This is a genomic window from Sporosarcina sp. Marseille-Q4943, from assembly GCF_943736995.1.
Lineage (GTDB): Bacteria > Bacillota > Bacilli > Bacillales_A > Planococcaceae > Sporosarcina.
This window is the reverse complement of record NZ_CALSFT010000002.1, coordinates 155,691-175,653: the sequence shown is the minus strand read 5'-3', so window position 1 is coordinate 175,653 and position 19,963 is coordinate 155,691. Positions and strand designations below refer to the sequence as shown.

The window sequence follows — 19,963 nt, the reverse complement described above, 5'->3', positions numbered from 1 at the left end:
CATCTTACCGCCCTAACATTAAAATTCCCTGAGAGCCTTTCTCTTTCTCGGAATCAAAACCCGGATAACAGTTCCCATGTCCACAACACTTTCTATCGTCAAGGTAGCGCCAAGTCCGTCGGCTATCTCCTTCGCAATGGATAGCCCCAACCCGGTTCCTCCTGTCTTACGGCTACGGTCCGACTCCACCCGGTAAAAACGATCGAAAATATGCGGCAAGTCGGATTGCGGAATCCCTTTGCCATAATCCTTCACAGTGATTTCTACTACGTCCTGCTGGTCTTGTATAGAAGTGAAGATTTCCCGATCGCTATATTTCCGTGCATTGTCGAGAAGAATGAACAACAACTGCTTCACGAATTTCCCATCCGTTTCGACAATTGCCGGCCCATCCGCATCAATAATGATTTCCCTATCGTATGCTTGCCTCAACGGCATCACAGCAGCTTCCAGCAAGGGAGTCAAATCGACTTCTGCAAATTCGAACGCATGAGAACCGCTGCTCTTCGCCAAATCAAGCATTTGTGCAATCATTTCTTTCATCCGGCCCGTTTCAGAGATAATGGCATTCAACGCCTCATCGACGACTTCCCGATTTTCTAACCCACGCCTCGCCAACAATCGGGAGTAGCTTTCGATTACAGTCAAAGGCGTTTTTAATTCATGGGATGCGTTTGAGACAAATTGCTCCTGCTTCATATAGTTCTGTTCCAATTGTTCCATCATTTCATTAAACGTCCGTTCCATTTGTGCAAGCTCGTCATTTCCATTTACAACGCCAGTCAACTTTTCATACGTCCCCGATTGCCGGCTTCTGTTCATCGCCGTTATGAGATTCTCGATCGGCCGAGTGACAATTCTGCCGAGCGTCATGCTGGAAAGTGTGATCGGAATCATCGCAAACGTTGTAACACCGATCAGGACATACTTCAGGACCCGCATATTTTTCTCAACATCTGTCAGCAGTTGGGTCATTTTCATTGTAACAACTTCACCTGTTGGCCAAATGATCGGCATTGAGATCGATAACGCTTCCGTACCTTCGAATCGGTCAATCGTATAAGAATTGCCCGGATTCACATGGCCGTCGACTTTCCCGAGCCCAGCCAAAGATTGAACATTGATGAGTGGTTTATCGTCGCTGTTAATGATGGAGATGGCACCATTCGCTGGAATGAATGCGCGCAATACCATGCCGGCATCCGCTTCCGTCTCCAATATGCTCAACTCTGCGGTCAGCTCTTTTGCACGGCCGAGCAGTTGCTCATATTCCGTGTTATGAGACATCCTTTCGAAAAGGAAATAGATGAGGATGTTCGCGAGCACAAGAAGAATGAACATCAATAGGGTCGAAAAAACATGGATCTTCTTTTTAAGCTTCATGGACCGGTTCCTTTAACGCATATCCGACGCCCCGTACTGTTTGGATGAGGGAAGGTTCGTTCCGGCGATCGATTTTTTTCCGGACATATCGGATATAGACATCAACTACGTTCGTGTCGCCATAATAGTCAAAGCCCCATACCGCATCGAGTAACTGTTCACGCGAAAGCACCTGATTCGGATGCCGGATCAAATGAAGCAATAAGTCATATTCCCGCGGTGTTAAATCGATGGAGTCACCATCCCGTGTCACTTCACGGGACTGCTCATGGATCGATAATCCGGCGAATTCATGAAGAAATTCATCTTTCACGACGGACTTCTTTTGCGAAGTACGTATAGCCGACCTGATGCGGGCAAGCAATTCATCGATTACGAACGGTTTGGTGACGTAATCATTCGCTCCCAAGTCGAGCCCTGTCACTTTGTCTTCCACATCGCTTTTCGCCGTCAATAAAATAACGGGCGTACCGTCTTCCGCCGCCCGGATTCGCCGCAGCACATCCAACCCATTCATACCAGGCAGCATGAGATCCAACAAAACAAGATTCCACTCCTGCTCCCTGAACTTAATAAGGCCGTCCGTCCCCGAATGTGCGACGCCGACCGAATATCCTTCAAACTCAAGCTCCAATTGAAGAACGCGCGCTATCGCTTCTTCATCTTCAATAATTAGTACTTGCTCACTCAAGTTCCTCACCGCCGTTTTTTCTTAAGTGTAGCAGAAGACTGTTTTAGAGAATAAAAAAACGACCCGTAAACGAGTCGTCAACATGATTATAAAAATACGATTGCTGCTAAGACGATTGCTAGAAAAATTCTATACAACGCAAACGGCACAAGTTTGATTCTCGATACAAGCTTCAGGAAGAAGCGGATCGAAACGAGCGCAAAGACAAAAGCGCTTATAAAGCCGACGATATAAAATGAAAGGTAATCCATCGACATATCTTCCCAGTTTTTCAGGACCGACACGAGGCTTGCACCCGCCATGATCGGCACCGCCATGATGAACGTGAAGTCAGCCGCGGTTCTATGGTTCATTCCGAACAGGACACCACCGGAAATCGTTGCACCCGAACGTGAGAAACCTGGCCATAATGATAAACATTGGACAAGACCCACCGTAAATGCCTGCCGATATGTAATCTGATCCAATGATTGGACTTTCGGTCTCTTCGGTCCGAATTTGTCTGCGGCAATCATGAGAATTGCTCCTGCGACGAGTGCAAAAATGACCGTCTCGACGCCGAATAAATAATCATCGATTAAATCTTTGAATGCAAATCCAAGAATGACTGCTGGCAACATGCCGACAATAACGTGCATAAGATTAAAACGACTCGTCATCTTTTTCCCGTCGATCTTATACAGACCGACCAAACTGAGTAACCTCTTCCAAAACACGACGACAACCGCTAATATCGATCCAAGCTGGATGACGATCTTAAATGTGTTGGCCGGATATTTTCCAAGAAACTCCTCCGTCTTCAACCACATATCGTCTACGATAATGAGATGCCCTGTCGAGGAGACTGGCGCAAACTCTGTCATCCCTTCCACAAAGCCAAGGATCAACGCCTTGAGTAATTCAAATAAATCCATCCACTAAGCCCTCTTTCTGCGGAATCGGATGTAACCAATACAAACCGCTATTCCACCAATTGCTAACAACACATAAACAATGTTCGAATAGACGTCCATATAATGGACGATCGACTCCCAATTTTCACCGACATTAAACCCTATTGTAACAAGAATTGTGTTCCAAATGAAGCTCCCGAGAGTTGTCAATAACAGAAACAGCGGAAAGTTCATATTCGACATTCCCGCAGGCACCGAAATCAGACTACGGACGAGCGGAACGAGACGGCAAAAAAACACAGTCCATGGACCGTATTTATCAAACCATTCATCTGCTCTCCTCAGATCCTTCTTCGATAGGCGCAGCCAGCGTCCCCGCCGCTCCACAAATTTCTCAAGTCGCTCCACATCAATGAGCAAACCGATACTATATAGAATCATCGCACCGACGACCGAACCAATTGTAGCAGCGATGATGACGCCTGTTTTCGTCATCGTTGTAAACCCAGTTGCAAATCCACTGAAGGTCAAGATGATTTCAGATGGAATCGGTGGAAATATATTTTCAATCAACAACAGAAAGCACACTCCAAAATATCCGTGCTCACTTATGAATTCAGTTATCCAATTATCCATGACACTCTCCCTGGTCGTAAAAATTCAATTATGTCCATCTTATCAGACGCCGGTATCCACTTGGAAGTTCCAACCTGTCCTGATGGATTGTACGTTTGAAAAAGGAAGAGTATGAATGTGAATGTAGTGGATAAGTATGCGCGAAATGGACTTATACACCGAAAACTGTGGGTAAGATTGTTTATATGTTTATAATTTCTGAATTATGGGGTGGTTTTGAATGAATATTATCCACATGTGAATAAAAAAACACCCGAATGCCGATTTTATCCCCAGCGTCGGGTGCAATTCCACATTATTTCGATATAAGCATAGTTAAAAATGTTATGCTTTAGAAACCAATTGTCCTTCTCGCAGAGCGATCGTGGCGGATTGTAAACTTCACCTTTTCCTCGACATTGACAGGAACATGAACAGGCAGCACAATCTTGTCACGTTTCTTCTGCCATTCATGCGTCGATTCATCCACCGTCCATAAATGTCCGGGAACTTGTTGACGGATGACGGCTTCGACCGGGGTGCCTTTCGTATTGCAAATACTGTATTCGTATTCGGTATACTCGTATCCGCCTTCTTTATATTTACCGGCCTTTTTCGCCTTCACTTCAATGTCACATGCTTCTCCTGATTTCAAACGGACTTTTTCATTCACTTCCGTATGCTTAATTGCATATTCGCCAATGAATTCCGCACTGCCATCATCCGGGTTCGTCCGGTACATTTTAAAAACTCCAGCTGGCAACGGAAAACCGAGACCGTTCTCCACCGTATTGTCGAATTCGATGAAGATATCCGGATTCGAAGTCTGTTCGTTGATTTCATAGATAATGCGTGCTTTTGAATTGGAGGATGATAGAAGCCGAAGCTGCTTTTGTTGTCGGTCTTCCAAATCGATTGTCTTTGGGAACGTGTACGTATGGAAATCGGAAAAAGCTTCTGTCTTCTGCTTTTCCCGCCTCGACAGCTCCGCGCTTTTCTCTTCGTTTTCATTGCCCGCCTTGCTCAGCTTACCTGATATGAGACGAAGTTGAGCATCGTTGAAAGAGACGCCGGAGTAGTTTTTCATCGATAGCCAACCCGACAAGTCGAAACGGTCGCCGTGCATGGAAATGACATAATCCGCCTCCCACGATACCCCGCCTGTCAAATATGAGACACACACTTCATCGCTTCGCTGCTCGGCGACTTTCCAGACGAGTGTCGGCTCTACATGATTCCCGCCTTCAATTTCCGGAAAACGCAATTCGCCCTTCGGATTGATAATAAGCTCTTTCGTTTCGACATCCTGCATGACGATCGGGCCATTTGCACGTAGCAATGTGTATGCCCGATCTTGTTTTGTGAACGGATCTTTGATTAAAATTTGACGGCCTAAATATCTCTCAAATATCCTCAATTCATCCATCAGGTCATATTCATAGACAAGCTCCAACAAGTCCACCCCTTCAACAATGATGGAATCGGGCTTCAGCTTCTTCGCCACTCCGACAAAATGGACAGAATCATTTTCGTTGAATTGCGGAATGGAACGTGTATCTTTCACAAGCGCAAAGCCATCATTGTATACAGTAAGGGAACAAGCTGTCGTCTCGGATTTCGGAATTCTGTTCAGCATGCTAATACCTCCTATGTGATTGAACACTTCTTCCATTAAATATGCTCCCTATACGCTATTCCCTTTTCTGATGGAATTAATGCGAGGGAGAGCGAATAAAGTTTCTCACCGACATTCGGGGTGTTATCACCGACTTGCTGGAGGTTATCACCGTCCATGGCAACTTTATCACCGCTTAGGGAGAGTTTATCACCACTTAGGGGCGTTTATTACCGACTTGGCGGAGTTTACCACCGACTCTGGGCACTTTACCACCGATTCTTGGGAGTTTACCACCGATTCTCCCGCATTTACCACCGACTTGCCATAAACATGGCGATTCCCCAAAGAAAACTCCATAAAAAACCACCCGCTGCAAGAGCGGGTGGCATCCATTCACACTTCCAATACATGGCCCTTCAATTGTTCGCGCAAAGCGGTTTTCAGGAATTTCCCGACGGATGTTTTCGGTATTTCGTCCAAGAAGACGACATCGTCCGGAACCCATAGCTTCGCGAATTGGCCTTCCAAATAAGTGAGCAGTTCGGCTTTCAACGCATCGTCCGCGGTTTTGCCCTCTTTCAATACGACACAGGCCAGCGGGCGTTCCACCCATTTTTCATGCGGAACAGCAATGACGGCCGCTTCGAACACCGCTTCATGCGTCATCAAAGCGTTCTCCAAATCGACGGAAGAGATCCATTCACCGCCGCTTTTAATCAAATCCTTCGTTCTATCCATCAGCTTCAAATAACCGATATCCGTCATGACGGCGATGTCGCCCGTGTAGAGCCAGCCGTCCTTGAATGCCTCCGCCGTCCGGTCGTCCTTGTAATATTCGCTCGCAATCCAAGGACCACGCACCGCAAGTTCGCCCATCGTCTTACCATCCCAAGGCACTTCGCCGTCTTCATTCACGACTTTCACTTCAAGCCCCGGCATGATCAACCCTTGCAATGCACGGATATCAATCCGTTCATCCATCGGCAAATCCTCCATGCCGGACGTGTAGACCGATAAGCTGACGAGCGGCGAAGTTTCGGTCATGCCATATCCGACGTAGAACGGTACTCCGAGTTTCTCTTCAAATGCCCGGATCAGCCCTTTCGGAGATGCCGAGCCGCCACTCACGATGCCGCGAAGCGAGGAGAGCTCCCTCGGATTTTGTTCCTGCTCTTTCAAAACCGCCAGCCAAATCGTCGGCACGCCTGCCGTCAGCGTCACTTTCTCCTGTTCAATCAAGTCAAGCAACAGCTGCGGGTTGAAGCCCGGTCCCGGCAGCACTTGCGTTGAGCCATAGAAAACCGCCGCAAACGGCATCCCCCATGCATTGACGTGGAACATCGGCACGATCGGCATGATGACGTCGCTTTCACGCAGTCCCATCGCATCCGCCAACCCAAGCGCAAAGCTGTGAAGCACGATGCCGCGGTGTGTGTAGACAACCCCTTTCGGATTGCCTGTCGTAGCGGATGTGTAGCACATTCCGGCAGGCGTGTTTTCATCCAAGTCCTCCGGATAGTCATACTGATCCGATGCCTCCGCAAGCAACGCTTCATAAGAATGAACATTTTGAAGTGTCGTCTCAGGCACTTCTGCGCTATCGCCCATGATGACGTAATGCTTCACCGTCTTGAGCATCGGTGCCAGCTTTTCAAGATGTGGGAAAAGGTTATCATCGACGAGCAGGATTTCATCTTCCGCATGATTGATGACGTAGGCGATATGCTCCGGCGCCAAGCGGATATTTACCATATGAAGGATAGCGCCTGTACTCGGCACGCCGAAGTACGCTTCCAAATGCCGGTGATGGTTCCAGCCAAACGTCCCCACTTTCGTTCCATGCTTCATCCCGAGCTTCGTCAAGGCATTCGACAGCTTCCTCGTCCGCTTCGCAAATTCACGGTATGGAATCCGATGAATCATGTCTGGCCCTGTACGGGAGATGATCAGTTTGTTCGGAAAAAACTGCTCTGCCCTTTTAATAAACGATGACAGTAATAATGGTGTTTGCATCATTTGAATCGCTCCCCTTTTGCGCTTTTATAGTGTTAAGCATTTACAACCGTTCCCGGCAGTCGCTTGCGCCCACACAATCATATGCGGACAAGCTTCCTGCTATTCCCTCCTATAGCCCCATATTCTTCGCAATGATCATCTTCATGATTTCATTCGTCCCCGCATAAATCGAAGCGACCGGGATGTCGCGGTATCTCCGTGCAATCTTATATTCCTCCATATAGCCGTATCCCCCGTGCAGCTGCATGCATTCCACGGAAATTTCACGCGCCGTTTCGGTGATCCAGTATTTCGCCATCGACACTTTCGTCACGACGTCCTTGCCGGCCAAATGATCTTCAATGAGCGATTCGAGAAACGCTTTGCCGAGCTCCACCTTCGTCGCGATTTCCGCAAGCTTGAACTGCGTATTTTGGAATGAACCAATCGGCTTTCCGAACGCTTCCCGTGATTTCACGTAGTCGAGCGTCATTTCGAGCATATCTTCCGAAGCGGTCTGTGCGGATAATGCGACGAGCAGCCTTTCTTGCTGGAGCTTTTCCATCAGATAGCTGAACCCTTTCCCTTCCCCGCCAATCAGATTGCCGACAGGCACACGGCAATCTTCGAAGTAGAGTTCGGCTGTATCTTGCGAATGCATGCCGACCTTGTCGAGCTTCCGCCCTTTCGTAAAGCCAGGCGTCCCCTCCTCGATCATGAGCAGGCTGATGCCCCGATGCTTCGGTTCCGCGTGCGAATCTGTCTTCACGACGACGAGGAACAGATTTCCGTTCACGCCGTTTGTAATGAACGTCTTTTGCCCATTCACGACATAATGGTCCCCGTCTTTAATGGCAGTCGTCCGGATGTTGGCAAGGTCCGAACCGGTTCCGGGCTCTGTCATCGCAACACCTGTAATGAAATCCGCGGTGATGCACCCCGGCAACCAACGCTTCTTCTGTTCTTCCGTCCCGTACGATTCGATGTACGGAACAACAATGTCATTATGCAGGCCGACCCCCGTCAAGCCCGCTCCAACCCGTTCCATCTCTTCCCCAATAATGACTCCGTAGCTGAAGTCGAGACCGAGACCGCCGTATTGTTCTTCAACCTGCGGACAAAGGAACCCCATTTCCCCGAGCTTCCGCCAAAAACTGACGGGAATGAGCCGGTCTTTTTCCCATTCATCATAATGGGGAACTGCTTCCTTCAATAGGAATTTCCGGAGCGTCTCCCGGAACAGGACATGTTCATCTGTTTCAAAACGATATCGTGCCATATGATTTCCCCCTCTTATCCCGCTTCAACTGGCTGTAAGACCCCTAGCGGGGGTCAACAGCCAGTAAAAGCCCGATTGGTTCAACTAACAATCAGTGGTAGACCACCACTGATTGAAGTTTCACTTTATCTCGGCTGCATCCGGATGGCTCCGTCCAGCCTGATCGTTTCTCCGTTCAAGAGCGGATTCGTGAAGATGCTTTCGACGAGCCGCGCGTATTCTTCCGGACGGCCGAGCCGTTTCGGGTATAACGTCAACTCCTCGAGCGCATTTCGCGCAGGTTCCGGAAGTCCGGCGAAGAGCGGCGTTTCAACGAGGCCGGGCGCAATTGTCATGACGCGGATGCCAAATCCCGCAAATTCCCTTGCAATCGGCAACGTCATCCCGACGACGCCGCCTTTCGATGCGCTATAGGCAGCCTGCCCGATCTGCCCTTCGAATGCCGCCACGGAAGCGGTGTTCACGATAACGCCGCGCTCGCCTTCCGCATTCGGTTCGTTATCCATCATGGCCGCAGCCGCCACACGGATGACATTGAAAGTACCGGACAAATTGACGCGGATCACTTGCTCGAAGCGGTCAAGCAACATCGGACCGCCTTTCGATACGACTTTCCCGGGCGTTGCGATGCCAGCGCAGTTGACGACGGCATTCACCTTCCCGAATGCAGATACGGCTTCCGCTACATTCGCTTCCACATTTTCAGCGTTCGCAACGTCCGTCTTCATGAATAAAACATGGTCTTGCCCTAGCTCATCGACCAACGCCTTGCCACGTTCTTCATTCATGTCAAAAACGGCGACTTTTCCTCCCGCTGCGACAATCCGCCGCGTCGTTGCCTCCCCAAGACCGGAAGCCCCTCCGGTGACAATCGCTATAATTTCAGGCATTTCCATCTGTTAGACCCCCTTTATGTAAAACGTTATATCCTTTCAATAATCGTTGCGTTCGCCATTCCCATCCCTTCACAAATGGCGAGCAGACCGTACCGACCGTTCGTGCGCTGCAGCTCTTTCACCATCGACACGAGCAATTTCGTACCCGTCGCGCCAAGCGGATGACCGAGCGCAATCGCTCCTCCGTTCGGGTTCAATTTTTCCGGATCCGCCCCGGTATCCTTCAACCAGGCGAGTGGAACGGGAGCAAATGCTTCATTCACTTCGTACACATCCATATCTGCTATGGAAAGTCCAGCCTTCAAGAGAACCTTCCTTGTCGCTTCAATCGGACCGGTTAACATCAATGTCGGGTCGGAACCGACAACCGTACGGGCGACGATCCGCGCAAGCGGCTTCAATCCGAGTTCCTCCGCCTTCTCCTTCGACATGAGCAGGACAGCGGACGCGCCGTCGCTCATTTGACTCGCGTTTCCTGCGGTGATGACGCCGTTTTCGTCAAACACCGTTTTCAGGCCGGCAAGCACTTCTAGTGTTGAATCTGGACGCGGGCCTTCATCCCTTGTGACGGTTTCCACTTCACCATCGACGCGATTGACCACAACCGGCACAATTTCGTCATCGAATTTGCCCTCTTCAATGGCTTGGATAGCCTTCTGATGGCTTTCGTAGGCGAAACGGTCGAGCTCTTCACGGGACAAGCCCCATTGGTCCGCAATTCGCTCCGCTGATAATCCTTGGTTGATGATTTCATGTTTCTCCATCAGCTTCGGACTCGGTTCGGCGTCCCTCATGTTGGAAAACATCGGCTCCCGCGTCATGCTTTCAACGCCGCCAGCAATGACGATGTCCATATCCCCTGACGCTATCGCTTGCGCTGCGAAATGGACTGCCTGTTGGCTTGAGCCGCATTGGCGATCAATCGTGACGCCTGGGACATGGACCGGAAACCCAGCAATCAAAGCGGCGGTCCGTGCAATATTCCCTCCTTGTTCACCCGATTGCGTGACGCAGCCTAAAATGACATCTTCCACATCACCTTTATCGATTCCCGCTCGCGAAATCAGTTCCTCAAGTACAACAGCTGCAAGTTCGTCCGGACGATATTCCGAAAAACCGCCTTTTCGTCTTGCGACCGCGGTCCGCACCCCTTCGACAATGACAACATCCTTCATATTCTGCACCTCATTCTCTGAATTTATTGATAGTTCGTATAGTTATAGCTTACATGAAAGCGTTCCCAATATCTACAGCATTTTTGAGTGTACCTAGCTCAGAATCGGTCTCAAGTCGTAGAGTGAAATCCGCTTTGCGGCCGTTTGGATGAAGTGAGACCCATTGTAAGATGTAAATACAACGAAAGGAGGAACAACAATATGAAAAAATTTGGTCTAGCAATTCTCGGCATAGTGGCGGCGATCGTTGTTCTCGCAAACTTAGGGTCGATTTTGGCACTTGCCATTTCCGGTGCAATCGCTTTTGCAGGATTCCACTATTACAGGAAGAGTGATTCTACATTCCTGAAGCTGTTCTGGGGGATCGTTTTACTCATCGGATTGGTCACAGCCGTTTCAAACGTGCCGGCATTCATCGGCATCATCGCATTACTCGGTGTCTACTATGTATGGCGCAAATGGAATGAACGTACAAACGACAATGTAATCGACGCGAAGTATTCGGACGATCCGTTCGTCAACTTCGAACGTCAATGGGATGAAATTACAAAATAAGGAGGACACTACGATGAACACATTATGGAACAGATTGAAATACACGGTGCAAGCGGACTTGCATTCAGCGCTCGATAAAAAGGAATCAAAAAATCCGATTGCCATGTTGAACCAATACATCAAGGAAGCGGAGAAACAAACTGATTCTGTCGGCAAGCTTTTGGAGCGCCAAGGGAAGTTGAAAGTTGAGCTTGAGAAGGAGTTCGCGGAAGCGGAAACGATGCTCGAAAAACGCCGCCGTCAATTGGAGCTCGCCCAGTCGACAGGTGAAGAGGATTTGGTCGCGTTCGCTCAAGACGAGATTCAAGCTTATGAGACGCGTGCAAACGAGTTGGCGACAAGCATTACACAATCAGAGCAGGAAATGATTGCGCTGGAACGTAAATTCGAGGAAATGAAGCATAAAGTGAAAGACATGAAAGTCCGCCAGTTGCAATTGATGGGGAAAGAAAACGTCACACGCGCCCATCGCCGTATGGATCAATTCATCTCTCCTGAAAACGGCGACAAGCACGTTTCAAGCGTTGAGGAAATGAATGCGTATATCGAAAATCTCGGTGGTAAGATTAATCGCGAGTATGAAGTGTCATCAATGGAACGTCGATTGGAAATGCTTGAAAAAAATTCCGCAAGTAAGTCGGAAATTGTGTAAACTAGAGGAAGAGATTTCATATTGAGAAGTTTTCGGGCTTGAACGAGAACTTTTCTTTGGAAAACGAGAACTCCATGGGCTTGATTGAGAACTCTTCACGGAGTAACGAGAACTTAACGATTTGCAATGAACGGGAAGGTATCCACCTTCCCTCTTTAATCTGACATCAAGAAGGGGGCATTACAATGAAACCAATGGACACGAATAAGATGACTTTTTGGATTGTCGCATTTTTTGCGCTCTTTTTCATAGAAGCCACTTTCCTAACGAATGGGAATATCATCTTCCTCCTTCTCGGTGCCGGATTTACGTATTTCGGCTTCAAAAAGCGTTCAAAATGGATGGTTTTCCTTGGACTCTTCTTCATCGTGATGGCGTTAATGACATTATGGAGCTTGCGCATGTTGCTGCTATGCGTATTCATCTATGTTTTATTCCACTTGTGGAAAGGGATGCCCGCTGAGCAGATGATGCGCCCGCTGAAAGAGTTTCAAAAGGAGACTCCTAACGGGATTTGGAAAAACAAGTGGTTTTCCGTACAGTCTTCCCCCTTCTCTTCATATGAATGGGAAGATGTGCAGATTCAAGGCTTTTTCGGAGATATCCATGTAGATGTGACCGACACAGTTCTTCCAAAAGGGACGTCTTTCATTGCCATACGACAAGGATTCGGACGGATTAAGGTCGACTTGCCTTACGAAATTCCAGTACGCATCCATTACAATACATTGTTCGGAGAAGCGAAAATTCTCGATATTAGTCCAAAGCGGATGATCAATGAAACGCTTCATTTTAAAGATGGATACGATGCAGATATCGGAGACCGAGCAGAGCTGATCATCTCCCTTTCTACGTGGATCGGGGATATCGAGGTGGTGCGGAAATGAAGAACTTTTTCGGTCGCAGCCTCTTTTTATCGTTCATCTTTACAGGAATTGCGGCATTGTACTTTTACACGCTCGTCGATGTTCCGTTGAGAGAAAGTTGGTTGTTCTTCTATGAAATCCAATATGCAAATGTACCGTTAGGCGCCTGGATCATTTTCACTTGCATCGCGCTCGGCACGGGCATTGCAGGCTGGATGGGCGGCATCGGACGTTCAAAAGTGAAGGCGATTGAACAGCAACTGACGGGGTTGATTCAGCATGATGAGGTTGTGAAGATTTCTAAATCGTTTTCTCCGAAGATTGATAGAACGCTTGAAGACGTGTCCAATATTTTGACGACCCAGCGGAAGAGCTTGCAGCGGATTACGGATGAACGCGCAGAGGCGCAAGATAAATTGATACAGGAACGGATTGTCCAGGAACGGCAACGTCTCGCCCGGGAGCTGCATGATTCCGTTTCCCAGCAGCTGTTTGCCGCTTCGATGCTCATGTCAGCCATCAATGAGCAGGAGCATGAACCGGCGACGCAAAAACCACTTTTGCAAGTAGAGCGGATGGTGCAGCAAGCACAGCTCGAAATGCGGGCTTTGCTCCTTCATTTACGCCCAGCTGCATTGAATGATAAATCGCTCGCAGAAGGTCTTGAAGAGCTATTAGTCGAATTAAAAGAGAAAGTGTCATTCGATATCCGCTATCGATTGGAGGAAGTGTCTTTGTCGAAAGGCGCGGAGGACCATCTATTCCGGATTGCGCAGGAAACGCTATCAAACACGTTACGGCATGCGCAAGCGACCGAAGTCGATGTCCTTTTCGTCGAACGCGACGGACTCGCCATTTTCCGCGTGCAAGATAACGGCATCGGCTTCGAGGAGTCGGACGGCAAAGGCGGTTCGTACGGATTGCAAAACGTGAAGGAACGGGCGATAGAAATCGGCGGTACATGTAAAATCGTTTCGGTCCCTTCGCAAGGAACGATTGTAGAAGTGAAATTGCCGACAAAAAAGGGGGATGAGATGGATGATTCGGATTCTATTGGCGGATGATCATGAAATGGTGCGGATCGGCGTGTCCGCCTACTTGCAGACGCAGCCCGATATGGAAGTCATCGACGAAGCGGTCAACGGGAAGGAAGCGGTCGAAAAGGCGCTCGCATTGCGGCCCGACATCATTTTGATGGATATGGTTATGCCGGAAATGAACGGTGCAGAGGCGACTGCTGCGATCATCAAGCAATGGCCAGAAGCGAAGATCGTCATCGTCACGAGTTTCCTCGATGACGACAAAGTATACCCTGCACTCGAAGCCGGCGCCATCAGCTACATATTGAAAACTTCGAATGCCAAACGGATCGCGGAAGCTATTCGAGAGACGTTGAAGGGGCAAACCGTCCTGGAGCCTGAAGTGACGTCGAAAATGATGCAGAAAATGCGGTCCGGCAACGGTCACCGGCTTCATGATGAGCTGACGGAGCGAGAATTGGAGATCCTCCTTTTATTGGCGAAGGGGAAAACGAATCAGGAAATCGCCGATGACTTGTTCATTGCGTTGAAGACGGTGAAAACACATGTGAGCAATTTGTTATCGAAGCTGGAAGTGCAAGACCGGACGCAAGCAGTTATTTATGCGTTTAAAAATGATCTTGTTGAATGAAGAATGGCCGCATGCTCCGAAATGGGCGTGCGGCTTTTTTGTGTAAACGAGAACTTGGTGCGCATGAATGAGAAGTTGCCGGCTAAGAACGGGAACTCTTTGTACAGGAACGAGAAATTTACATCGAACAAAGAGAACTCCTTGCCTAGAAACGAGAACTTGCGCATCTTTCCCTGCCTTCATGCAATAAAAAAACTGACCCACCACCGCATTCGCGATGGATGGGGCAGTTCTATGTTTATTTATTTCCGCGGTTCGGATCGAATGGATAGTCTTCGCCCGGATACGTCGTATTGTATCCGTCTTTGTTCGTTTGGTTGTACCTAGACGGATCATTTTCATCGAAAGCCTCTGTCATATTCGAATCTGCCGGGTCGGATGGTGGCAGCTCATCCGATGGCAAGTTGCCTGTTCGAGGTTCATAGTCCCGACCAGTTGGATATTCTCCGCTTTCTCCAACAGGAGGCATATGATTTTCATTTGCCGTCTGATCCACGGCCTGTTGAGCTTTATTCACGGATTGCTTCGCCTCACGCTTCATCTCGCTCTTCTCCTGCTCCCACTTCTCTTTGGAAACATCCGCATTTTGCAAGCTGCTTTCCATTTTCGACAAATAGCGGGACGCATGTTCACGTCCACCTAAACCAAATGCAAGTCCGAACGCCAATGCGACGCCCCCAAGGATGAGGATGAATGCCGCGTTAATGATAGCTGGAGCAATGCCGAGCTGGCTCAATGCCATGAAGAACGCGAAGGCGAGAATCGCATATTTCGCTACGTAGCGCAATACGTGAGGAGCACCAGATTGTGTCGTCATGATGCTTCCGACAAATTTCTCAGCAAGGTTCGCGAGCCAGAAGCCGATTGCCAAAATAACAACAGCTGCAACGACCATCGGCAAGTATGCGAAGATACCCGTTGCGAGCGTCACCATGAAGTTCAAGTTGAGTATTTGAAGCGCTTCAACGACGAACAGTAGAATGACAACAATTTGTACTATCGCGCCGATAATTTGAGAAAACGTTGGCATCGTTGCGCTCGAACGCACGCCGATCTTTCCGGAGATTGAATTGATGCCGAGATTATCCAATAAGGATACGACAATCCCCCTGAGCCATTTCGCCAAGTAGATACCGACCAAAACGAGGACAATGGCAACCGCAATTTTCGGCAGCATCGTCATAATGTCATTCAACATGGCGATGGCCGGTTGCGAAATCCCTTCAAGATCCAATACTTCCAAAGCAGAAATTGTTACCGGCAGCATGATGAGGACAAAAACGATCGTGCCGATAATTCCTGAGATGCTTGTCCCTTTTGCGTTCGAAGATGATTTCAGCTTATGTGCAAACCGATCGACACCAACCGATTCAAGCAACTTCGTGACAATTGTACGGACGATTTTTGCGATAACCCAACCAACTGCAAAAATCAATGCTGCTCCGACAAGTTTCGGAATGAAGTTCATGAAGCTTTCCAACATGCCTTCAAACGGTCCACTAATGCCGCTCAAGCCAAGCGCGTGAAGGACAGCCGGAACAAATAGCAGCAAGACGACATAGAACGCAATATTTGCAGCCGTCTCGACCCATTTCGACTTGTCGATTTCATCGGGGGAACCCCCTACTTTCGCAACGTACTTGTTGAGCTTCATCTTTCCGCCGACTGCCAAAATGACTTTCTTGACAATCAATGCAAGAACCCATGCGAGAAGCAGGATGAGCGCCGCTTTCAAGATGCTGAGAACCGCTCCGCCGATTCCCGAATACATTGTCATGAACGGTGTTGCAATCATCGATGCGTTCATGATGTTAAAGAAGAGAAGGAATGCTAATAGAAGAATACCGAAGAAGAAGACTTTGCTGATGATCTTTTCCACATTCCATTTTCCTTCTTTTACATCGAGCCTTTCATTGACCCTCGATTTCCTCAAACGTTTGTGTACCGCATTTTCCACGGCTTTGGCAATGAAAAACCCGATCAGCAATACGAGTAGTCCGAGAATCAATTCGGGCAGCCAGCTTAGCATATTGGCAAAATACATATCTCTGAACATTCCGTGTCCTCCATTCAGTTAAGTAGTCTATTAGTGACTATTCCTATAAACGTGGAGGGTTAAACCTATTTATCTATTGGTATTGAACGCGGGCGGCGTATCTTTGGGCGTGGGGGCTGTCGCTTTGAGCGCGGAGAGCCACACTTTGAGCGCGGGAGCCACCGCTTTGAGCGCGGAGAGCCACCGCTTTGAGCGTGGAGAGCCACGCTTTGAGCGCGGGAGCCGACACTTTGAGCGCGGGAGCCACCGCTTTGAGCGCGGGAGCCGACGCTTTGAGCGTGGAGAGCCACGCTTTGAGCGCGGGAGCCGACGCTTTGAGCGTGGAGAGCCACGCTTTGAGCGCGGGAGCCTTCTTATTGGACGCGGGTGAGTTTTCCCTTCGCGATTCCACAAAAAAACAGAAGAAGGAACAAGTTTCTGCTCCTTCTTCTGCTCTACCTATTAATCCTCTTCCAAATCCAAACGGTTCTTCTTGAACATTTTCGACAAGATTTCGTACACGATCGGCACGACGATCAGCGTCAACAATGTGGAACTGATCAAACCGCCGATAACCGTGATGCCGAGACCCTTCGAAATCAATCCGCTGCCTGCGCCATTTCCGAGTGCTAATGGAATGAGGGCGCCGATTGTGGCGATCGCTGTCATAAGGATCGGACGTAAACGTGTCGCGCCCGCTTCGAGTACTGCTTCGCGCATTTTCAGTCCGGTCCGTTCCATGCGGATGATGCGGTCGACGAGTACGATCGCATTCGTGACGACGATACCGATCAACATCAGCAGACCCATCATGACCGGAACGGAAATCGTTTCGCCTGCGATGAGCAAGCCGACGAATGAACCAATGACGGCAAATGGCAGCGAGAAGAGAATCGCAAACGGTGCAACACCTTCACGGAACGTCACAACAAGGATGAAGTAAACAATCGCAATCGCTGCAAGCATCGCAATTCCGAGCTGTGTAAATGCTTCCTCCATGTCGGCAGCGACACCAGCCGTATCGACCGCCACACCTTTCGGCAGTTTCAATTCAGCAATCGCCTTATCGACTTCGGAAGTTGCTTTAGAAATGTCCGCGTCAACAAGCTTACCGGAAACCGAAGCGTAATATTGTCCTTTGCTTCGGGACAGCGTATTGAATGTAGATCCTTCTTCAACTTTCACGAGATCTGAAAGTTTCATTGTCGTTCCTAGCGCAGTCGGAATTTCCCGTTCCAGCATTTCATCGATTGATGTCGGCTGTTCAGCTGCCTTCTGCTTCACGACAACTTCTAATTCATTGCGGTCTTTGCCGATTGTCGTGACGACTTCCTGCGTCCTCGACGGGTTTAGCATCATGACAATCTGCCCAGTCGTCAACCCATACTGCAGCAGTTCATCCTGCGTTGCTTTCAATGTGTACTGAACGTATGCATCTTCGGCACTTGAAGAGACATCTTCAATGCCTTTGTTTGCATCCATGACTTTTTCAACCTGTTGGACAGCTTCCTTCAGGCTGCTTAAATCTTCACTATATAGCGTGTAACTAATTTCATTTGTGGACATCCCCATGGAACTGAAATCTTGGCTCTTCCATTCTCCGGACTGGCCGATGTTGAATACATAGTCTTCAACTTCTGCACGGGCTCCTTGGAAGTCTTCCATGTCCTTGTCAAAGATGAGATACATAAGCGCGCCATTCGAGCCGCCACCCATCATCGCGGTCATCGGGTCAGCGCTGTCCATGATGGATAATTGAACGATTTCAATATCATCGCGTTTCAGCATTTCCTTCTCGACAACTTCGACGTTTGCCAACATTTCTTCCTGAAGCTCACCTGTTGCAGGTGTATACGTAATATACATCACTTTTTCTTCATCGCTTCCTAAGAAACTGAAGCCGATCAGCGGCATGAGCCCCAAGCTGCCTGCCAATAGAACGACAGAAATGATCGATGTGATGACTTTATGATTCAATGACCAATTTAAAACGCCTTTGTACCAATTCGCCATTTTACCTGCTTCTTTATGCTGGCTTTCCGACTTTTCCCCATACAGTTTTTTCTTGAATAAAAAATGGGACAATGCCGGCACGATTGTAATCGCGACGAGCAATGAAGCACCGAGTGCAAACGACATCGTCAACGCGAACGGCAAAAATAGCTCCCCTACCATGCCGCCTACAAAGATGAGCGGCGCGAATACCGCAACTGTGACGAGCGTTGACGACATGATTGGCTTGAACATCTCGATCGTCGCTTCGCGAATCAATGCACGCCCTGATAGCTTCTCAGTCTTCAAATGAAGTCGCCGGTATATATTTTCGACGACGACGATGGAGTCATCGATGACACGGCCAATTGCAACGGTTATCGCACCGAGCGTCATAATATTAAGCGTAATATCCTTCCAGTGAAGGATCATGAGCGCCATAAAAATGGATACTGGAATTGAAACGATCGAAATGATCGTCGATTTGAAATCACGCAAGAAGAGTAGAATGATCAATACGGCAATTAAACCACCGAAAAGCGCTTTTTCGACCATCGTCGAAACGGATGTCTCAATCGGCTCTCCTTGGTCGAGCGATACGTCGACGACGAGGCCATCAATCGCTTTTTCTTCATCTTTCATTAACTTCTTCACGTCATTAACGACATCGACCGTGTTGGCACGCTGTCCTTTAATGATTTGGATGGCAATCGCATTTTCACCGTTCGTACGGGAAACAGACTGCACCTTGCCTACTTTTTCGATCGTTGCAATATCGCCAAGCTTAACGAACGGCGATGGATTCGCTTCTGACGGCGTCACAGGAATGAGCATGCCTTTCAGCTCATCAATCGTCATGAACTTGCCGTCGACAGCGACTGCTTGCTCGCCTTCCTCAAACTCAAACAGACCTAGTGAAACTTCCATATTGCTCGCTTGAATCATTTGCTTGACTGAATCGACCTGCAATCCAAGCTTAGCCATTTTTTCCTCGTCGTACGTCAGCTCCACTTCCTCGATATGCTGACCGGAAATGGTCGCGGAAGCAACCCCGTCAATTTTATCGATTTTCGGCAGCAAAATATCTTCAACAGTGGAAGTCAGTTCAATGATATCCTCGGATGTACTGCTCACGCTTAGCGCTACAACAGGCATCATATTCATGCTGATTGCTGTAATAACCGGTTCCTGCGCGCCTTCCGGCAAGGATAAAGAATCCATTGCGGACGCCAATTCTCGCTTCGCTTCGTCCATATCAATACCGTAATCATATTCAACTTGAATGCTAGACATATTGGAATAGGAATTGGAGTAGACCGATTTCACGTGATCTAAGTTCTCTACCGCCCTCTCGATAGGTATCGAGACTTCCTCCATCACTTGCTCCGGAGTTGCACCGGGATAGACGCCCATCACCATTAAGTACGGAATCGAAATATCCGGCAGCGTCTCCGTTTTCATCTGCGTTGCCGAATAAACCCCCGACACTGTTATAATAATGGTGAGCAACCATACTGCTAATTTATTCTTTAGAACAAAATTGACTAACCCTTTCACCCTTACACCTTCCCCTACATTGACAGTTTTGACTCAGGTATTTATACTAATGACTATGCGGTCAATTGTCAAGAAATAACAAGGAGCGAT

General features: G+C 48.5%; 16 protein-coding genes. 5 read left to right on the top strand and 11 right to left on the bottom strand.

The features are described from left to right. Positions 1-18: 18 nt before the first annotated feature. From NIT04_RS00910 to NIT04_RS00870, 9 genes are all read right to left on the bottom strand, one after another. Positions 19-1,383 carry a cell wall metabolism sensor histidine kinase WalK gene (locus tag NIT04_RS00910; RefSeq protein WP_252501733.1) on the bottom strand — a complete coding sequence of 455 codons (1,365 nt, stop codon included), beginning with the start codon at positions 1,381-1,383 and terminating at the stop codon, positions 19-21. Next, positions 1,373-2,074, bottom strand: a complete 702-nt coding sequence (locus NIT04_RS00905; protein WP_252501732.1) for a response regulator transcription factor — start codon at positions 2,072-2,074, stop codon at positions 1,373-1,375. Before NIT04_RS00905 ends, NIT04_RS00910 begins: the two co-directional genes overlap by 11 nt. A gap of 86 nt (positions 2,075-2,160) precedes the next feature. Next, complete coding sequence (locus NIT04_RS00900) at positions 2,161-2,988, bottom strand: undecaprenyl-diphosphate phosphatase (protein WP_252501731.1); 828 nt, start codon at positions 2,986-2,988, stop codon at positions 2,161-2,163. Between the two features lie 3 nt (positions 2,989-2,991). Beyond that, on the bottom strand, positions 2,992-3,603 hold the full coding sequence (locus tag NIT04_RS00895) for a DedA family protein (protein WP_252501730.1): 612 nt from the start codon (positions 3,601-3,603) through the stop codon (positions 2,992-2,994). A gap of 331 nt (positions 3,604-3,934) precedes the next feature. Then, on the bottom strand, positions 3,935-5,218 hold the full coding sequence (locus NIT04_RS00890; RefSeq protein WP_252501729.1) for a DUF4139 domain-containing protein: 1,284 nt from the start codon (positions 5,216-5,218) through the stop codon (positions 3,935-3,937). 375 nt (positions 5,219-5,593) lie between these two features. Then, complete coding sequence (locus NIT04_RS00885; RefSeq protein WP_252501728.1) at positions 5,594-7,216, bottom strand: long-chain fatty acid--CoA ligase; 1,623 nt, start codon at positions 7,214-7,216, stop codon at positions 5,594-5,596. A gap of 109 nt (positions 7,217-7,325) precedes the next feature. Then, complete coding sequence (locus NIT04_RS00880; RefSeq protein WP_252501727.1) at positions 7,326-8,474, bottom strand: acyl-CoA dehydrogenase family protein; 1,149 nt, start codon at positions 8,472-8,474, stop codon at positions 7,326-7,328. Positions 8,475-8,599: 125 nt separating this feature from the next. After that, positions 8,600-9,370, bottom strand: a complete 771-nt coding sequence (locus NIT04_RS00875) for a 3-hydroxyacyl-CoA dehydrogenase (RefSeq protein ID WP_252501726.1) — start codon at positions 9,368-9,370, stop codon at positions 8,600-8,602. A gap of 26 nt (positions 9,371-9,396) precedes the next feature. Continuing rightward, positions 9,397-10,545, bottom strand: coding sequence for a thiolase family protein (locus tag NIT04_RS00870; protein WP_252501725.1), 1,149 nt, complete (start codon positions 10,543-10,545; stop codon positions 9,397-9,399). Positions 10,546-10,746: 201 nt separating this feature from the next. Here NIT04_RS00870 and NIT04_RS00865 point away from each other — a divergent pair, with 201 nt between their 5' ends. From NIT04_RS00865 to NIT04_RS00845, 5 genes are all read left to right on the top strand, one after another. Next, entirely contained in the window at positions 10,747-11,100 is a 354-nt protein-coding gene (locus NIT04_RS00865) for an ABC transporter permease (RefSeq protein WP_252501724.1), read from the top strand. Between the two features lie 13 nt (positions 11,101-11,113). Then, positions 11,114-11,752: a PspA/IM30 family protein gene (locus NIT04_RS00860; RefSeq protein ID WP_252501723.1), complete on the top strand. Its 639-nt coding sequence runs from the start codon at positions 11,114-11,116 to the stop codon at positions 11,750-11,752. A gap of 185 nt (positions 11,753-11,937) precedes the next feature. After that, positions 11,938-12,639: a cell wall-active antibiotics response protein LiaF gene (gene liaF / locus NIT04_RS00855; protein ID WP_252501722.1), complete on the top strand. Its 702-nt coding sequence runs from the start codon at positions 11,938-11,940 to the stop codon at positions 12,637-12,639. After that, on the top strand, positions 12,636-13,682 hold the full coding sequence (locus NIT04_RS00850; protein WP_252501721.1) for a sensor histidine kinase: 1,047 nt from the start codon (positions 12,636-12,638) through the stop codon (positions 13,680-13,682). Before liaF ends, NIT04_RS00850 begins: the two co-directional genes overlap by 4 nt. Beyond that, positions 13,657-14,289 carry a response regulator transcription factor gene (locus tag NIT04_RS00845; RefSeq protein WP_252501720.1) on the top strand — a complete coding sequence of 211 codons (633 nt, stop codon included), beginning with the start codon at positions 13,657-13,659 and terminating at the stop codon, positions 14,287-14,289. Before NIT04_RS00850 ends, NIT04_RS00845 begins: the two co-directional genes overlap by 26 nt. Before the next feature lie 238 nt (positions 14,290-14,527). On the opposite strand, the gene NIT04_RS00840 is transcribed toward NIT04_RS00845, so the two are convergent. Beyond that, a complete protein-coding gene (locus tag NIT04_RS00840) occupies positions 14,528-16,345 on the bottom strand; it encodes a mechanosensitive ion channel (RefSeq protein ID WP_252501719.1) in 1,818 nt (605 codons plus the stop codon). A gap of 441 nt (positions 16,346-16,786) precedes the next feature. Continuing rightward, on the bottom strand, positions 16,787-19,873 hold the full coding sequence (locus NIT04_RS00835; RefSeq protein WP_252501718.1) for an efflux RND transporter permease subunit: 3,087 nt from the start codon (positions 19,871-19,873) through the stop codon (positions 16,787-16,789). Positions 19,874-19,963: the final 90 nt, after the last annotated feature.

What these genes read in the sequence shown, in the direction of transcription:
- NIT04_RS00840 (WP_252501719.1), bottom strand. Translation starts at nt 16,345, where the DNA reads ATGTTCAGAGATATGTATTTTGCCAATATGCTAAGCTGGCTGCCCGAA.
- NIT04_RS00865 (WP_252501724.1), top strand. Translation starts at nt 10,747, where the DNA reads ATGAAAAAATTTGGTCTAGCAATTCTCGGCATAGTGGCGGCGATCGTT.
- NIT04_RS00850 (WP_252501721.1), top strand. Translation starts at nt 12,636, where the DNA reads ATGAAGAACTTTTTCGGTCGCAGCCTCTTTTTATCGTTCATCTTTACA.
- NIT04_RS00910 (WP_252501733.1), bottom strand. Translation starts at nt 1,383, where the DNA reads ATGAAGCTTAAAAAGAAGATCCATGTTTTTTCGACCCTATTGATGTTC.
- NIT04_RS00880 (WP_252501727.1), bottom strand. Translation starts at nt 8,474, where the DNA reads ATGGCACGATATCGTTTTGAAACAGATGAACATGTCCTGTTCCGGGAG.
- NIT04_RS00885 (WP_252501728.1), bottom strand. Translation starts at nt 7,216, where the DNA reads ATGATGCAAACACCATTATTACTGTCATCGTTTATTAAAAGGGCAGAG.
- liaF (WP_252501722.1), top strand. Translation starts at nt 11,938, where the DNA reads ATGAAACCAATGGACACGAATAAGATGACTTTTTGGATTGTCGCATTT.
- NIT04_RS00895 (WP_252501730.1), bottom strand. Translation starts at nt 3,603, where the DNA reads ATGGATAATTGGATAACTGAATTCATAAGTGAGCACGGATATTTTGGA.
- NIT04_RS00845 (WP_252501720.1), top strand. Translation starts at nt 13,657, where the DNA reads ATGATTCGGATTCTATTGGCGGATGATCATGAAATGGTGCGGATCGGC.
- NIT04_RS00860 (WP_252501723.1), top strand. Translation starts at nt 11,114, where the DNA reads ATGAACACATTATGGAACAGATTGAAATACACGGTGCAAGCGGACTTG.
- NIT04_RS00870 (WP_252501725.1), bottom strand. Translation starts at nt 10,545, where the DNA reads ATGAAGGATGTTGTCATTGTCGAAGGGGTGCGGACCGCGGTCGCAAGA.
- NIT04_RS00875 (WP_252501726.1), bottom strand. Translation starts at nt 9,370, where the DNA reads ATGGAAATGCCTGAAATTATAGCGATTGTCACCGGAGGGGCTTCCGGT.
- NIT04_RS00900 (WP_252501731.1), bottom strand. Translation starts at nt 2,988, where the DNA reads ATGGATTTATTTGAATTACTCAAGGCGTTGATCCTTGGCTTTGTGGAA.
- NIT04_RS00890 (WP_252501729.1), bottom strand. Translation starts at nt 5,218, where the DNA reads ATGCTGAACAGAATTCCGAAATCCGAGACGACAGCTTGTTCCCTTACT.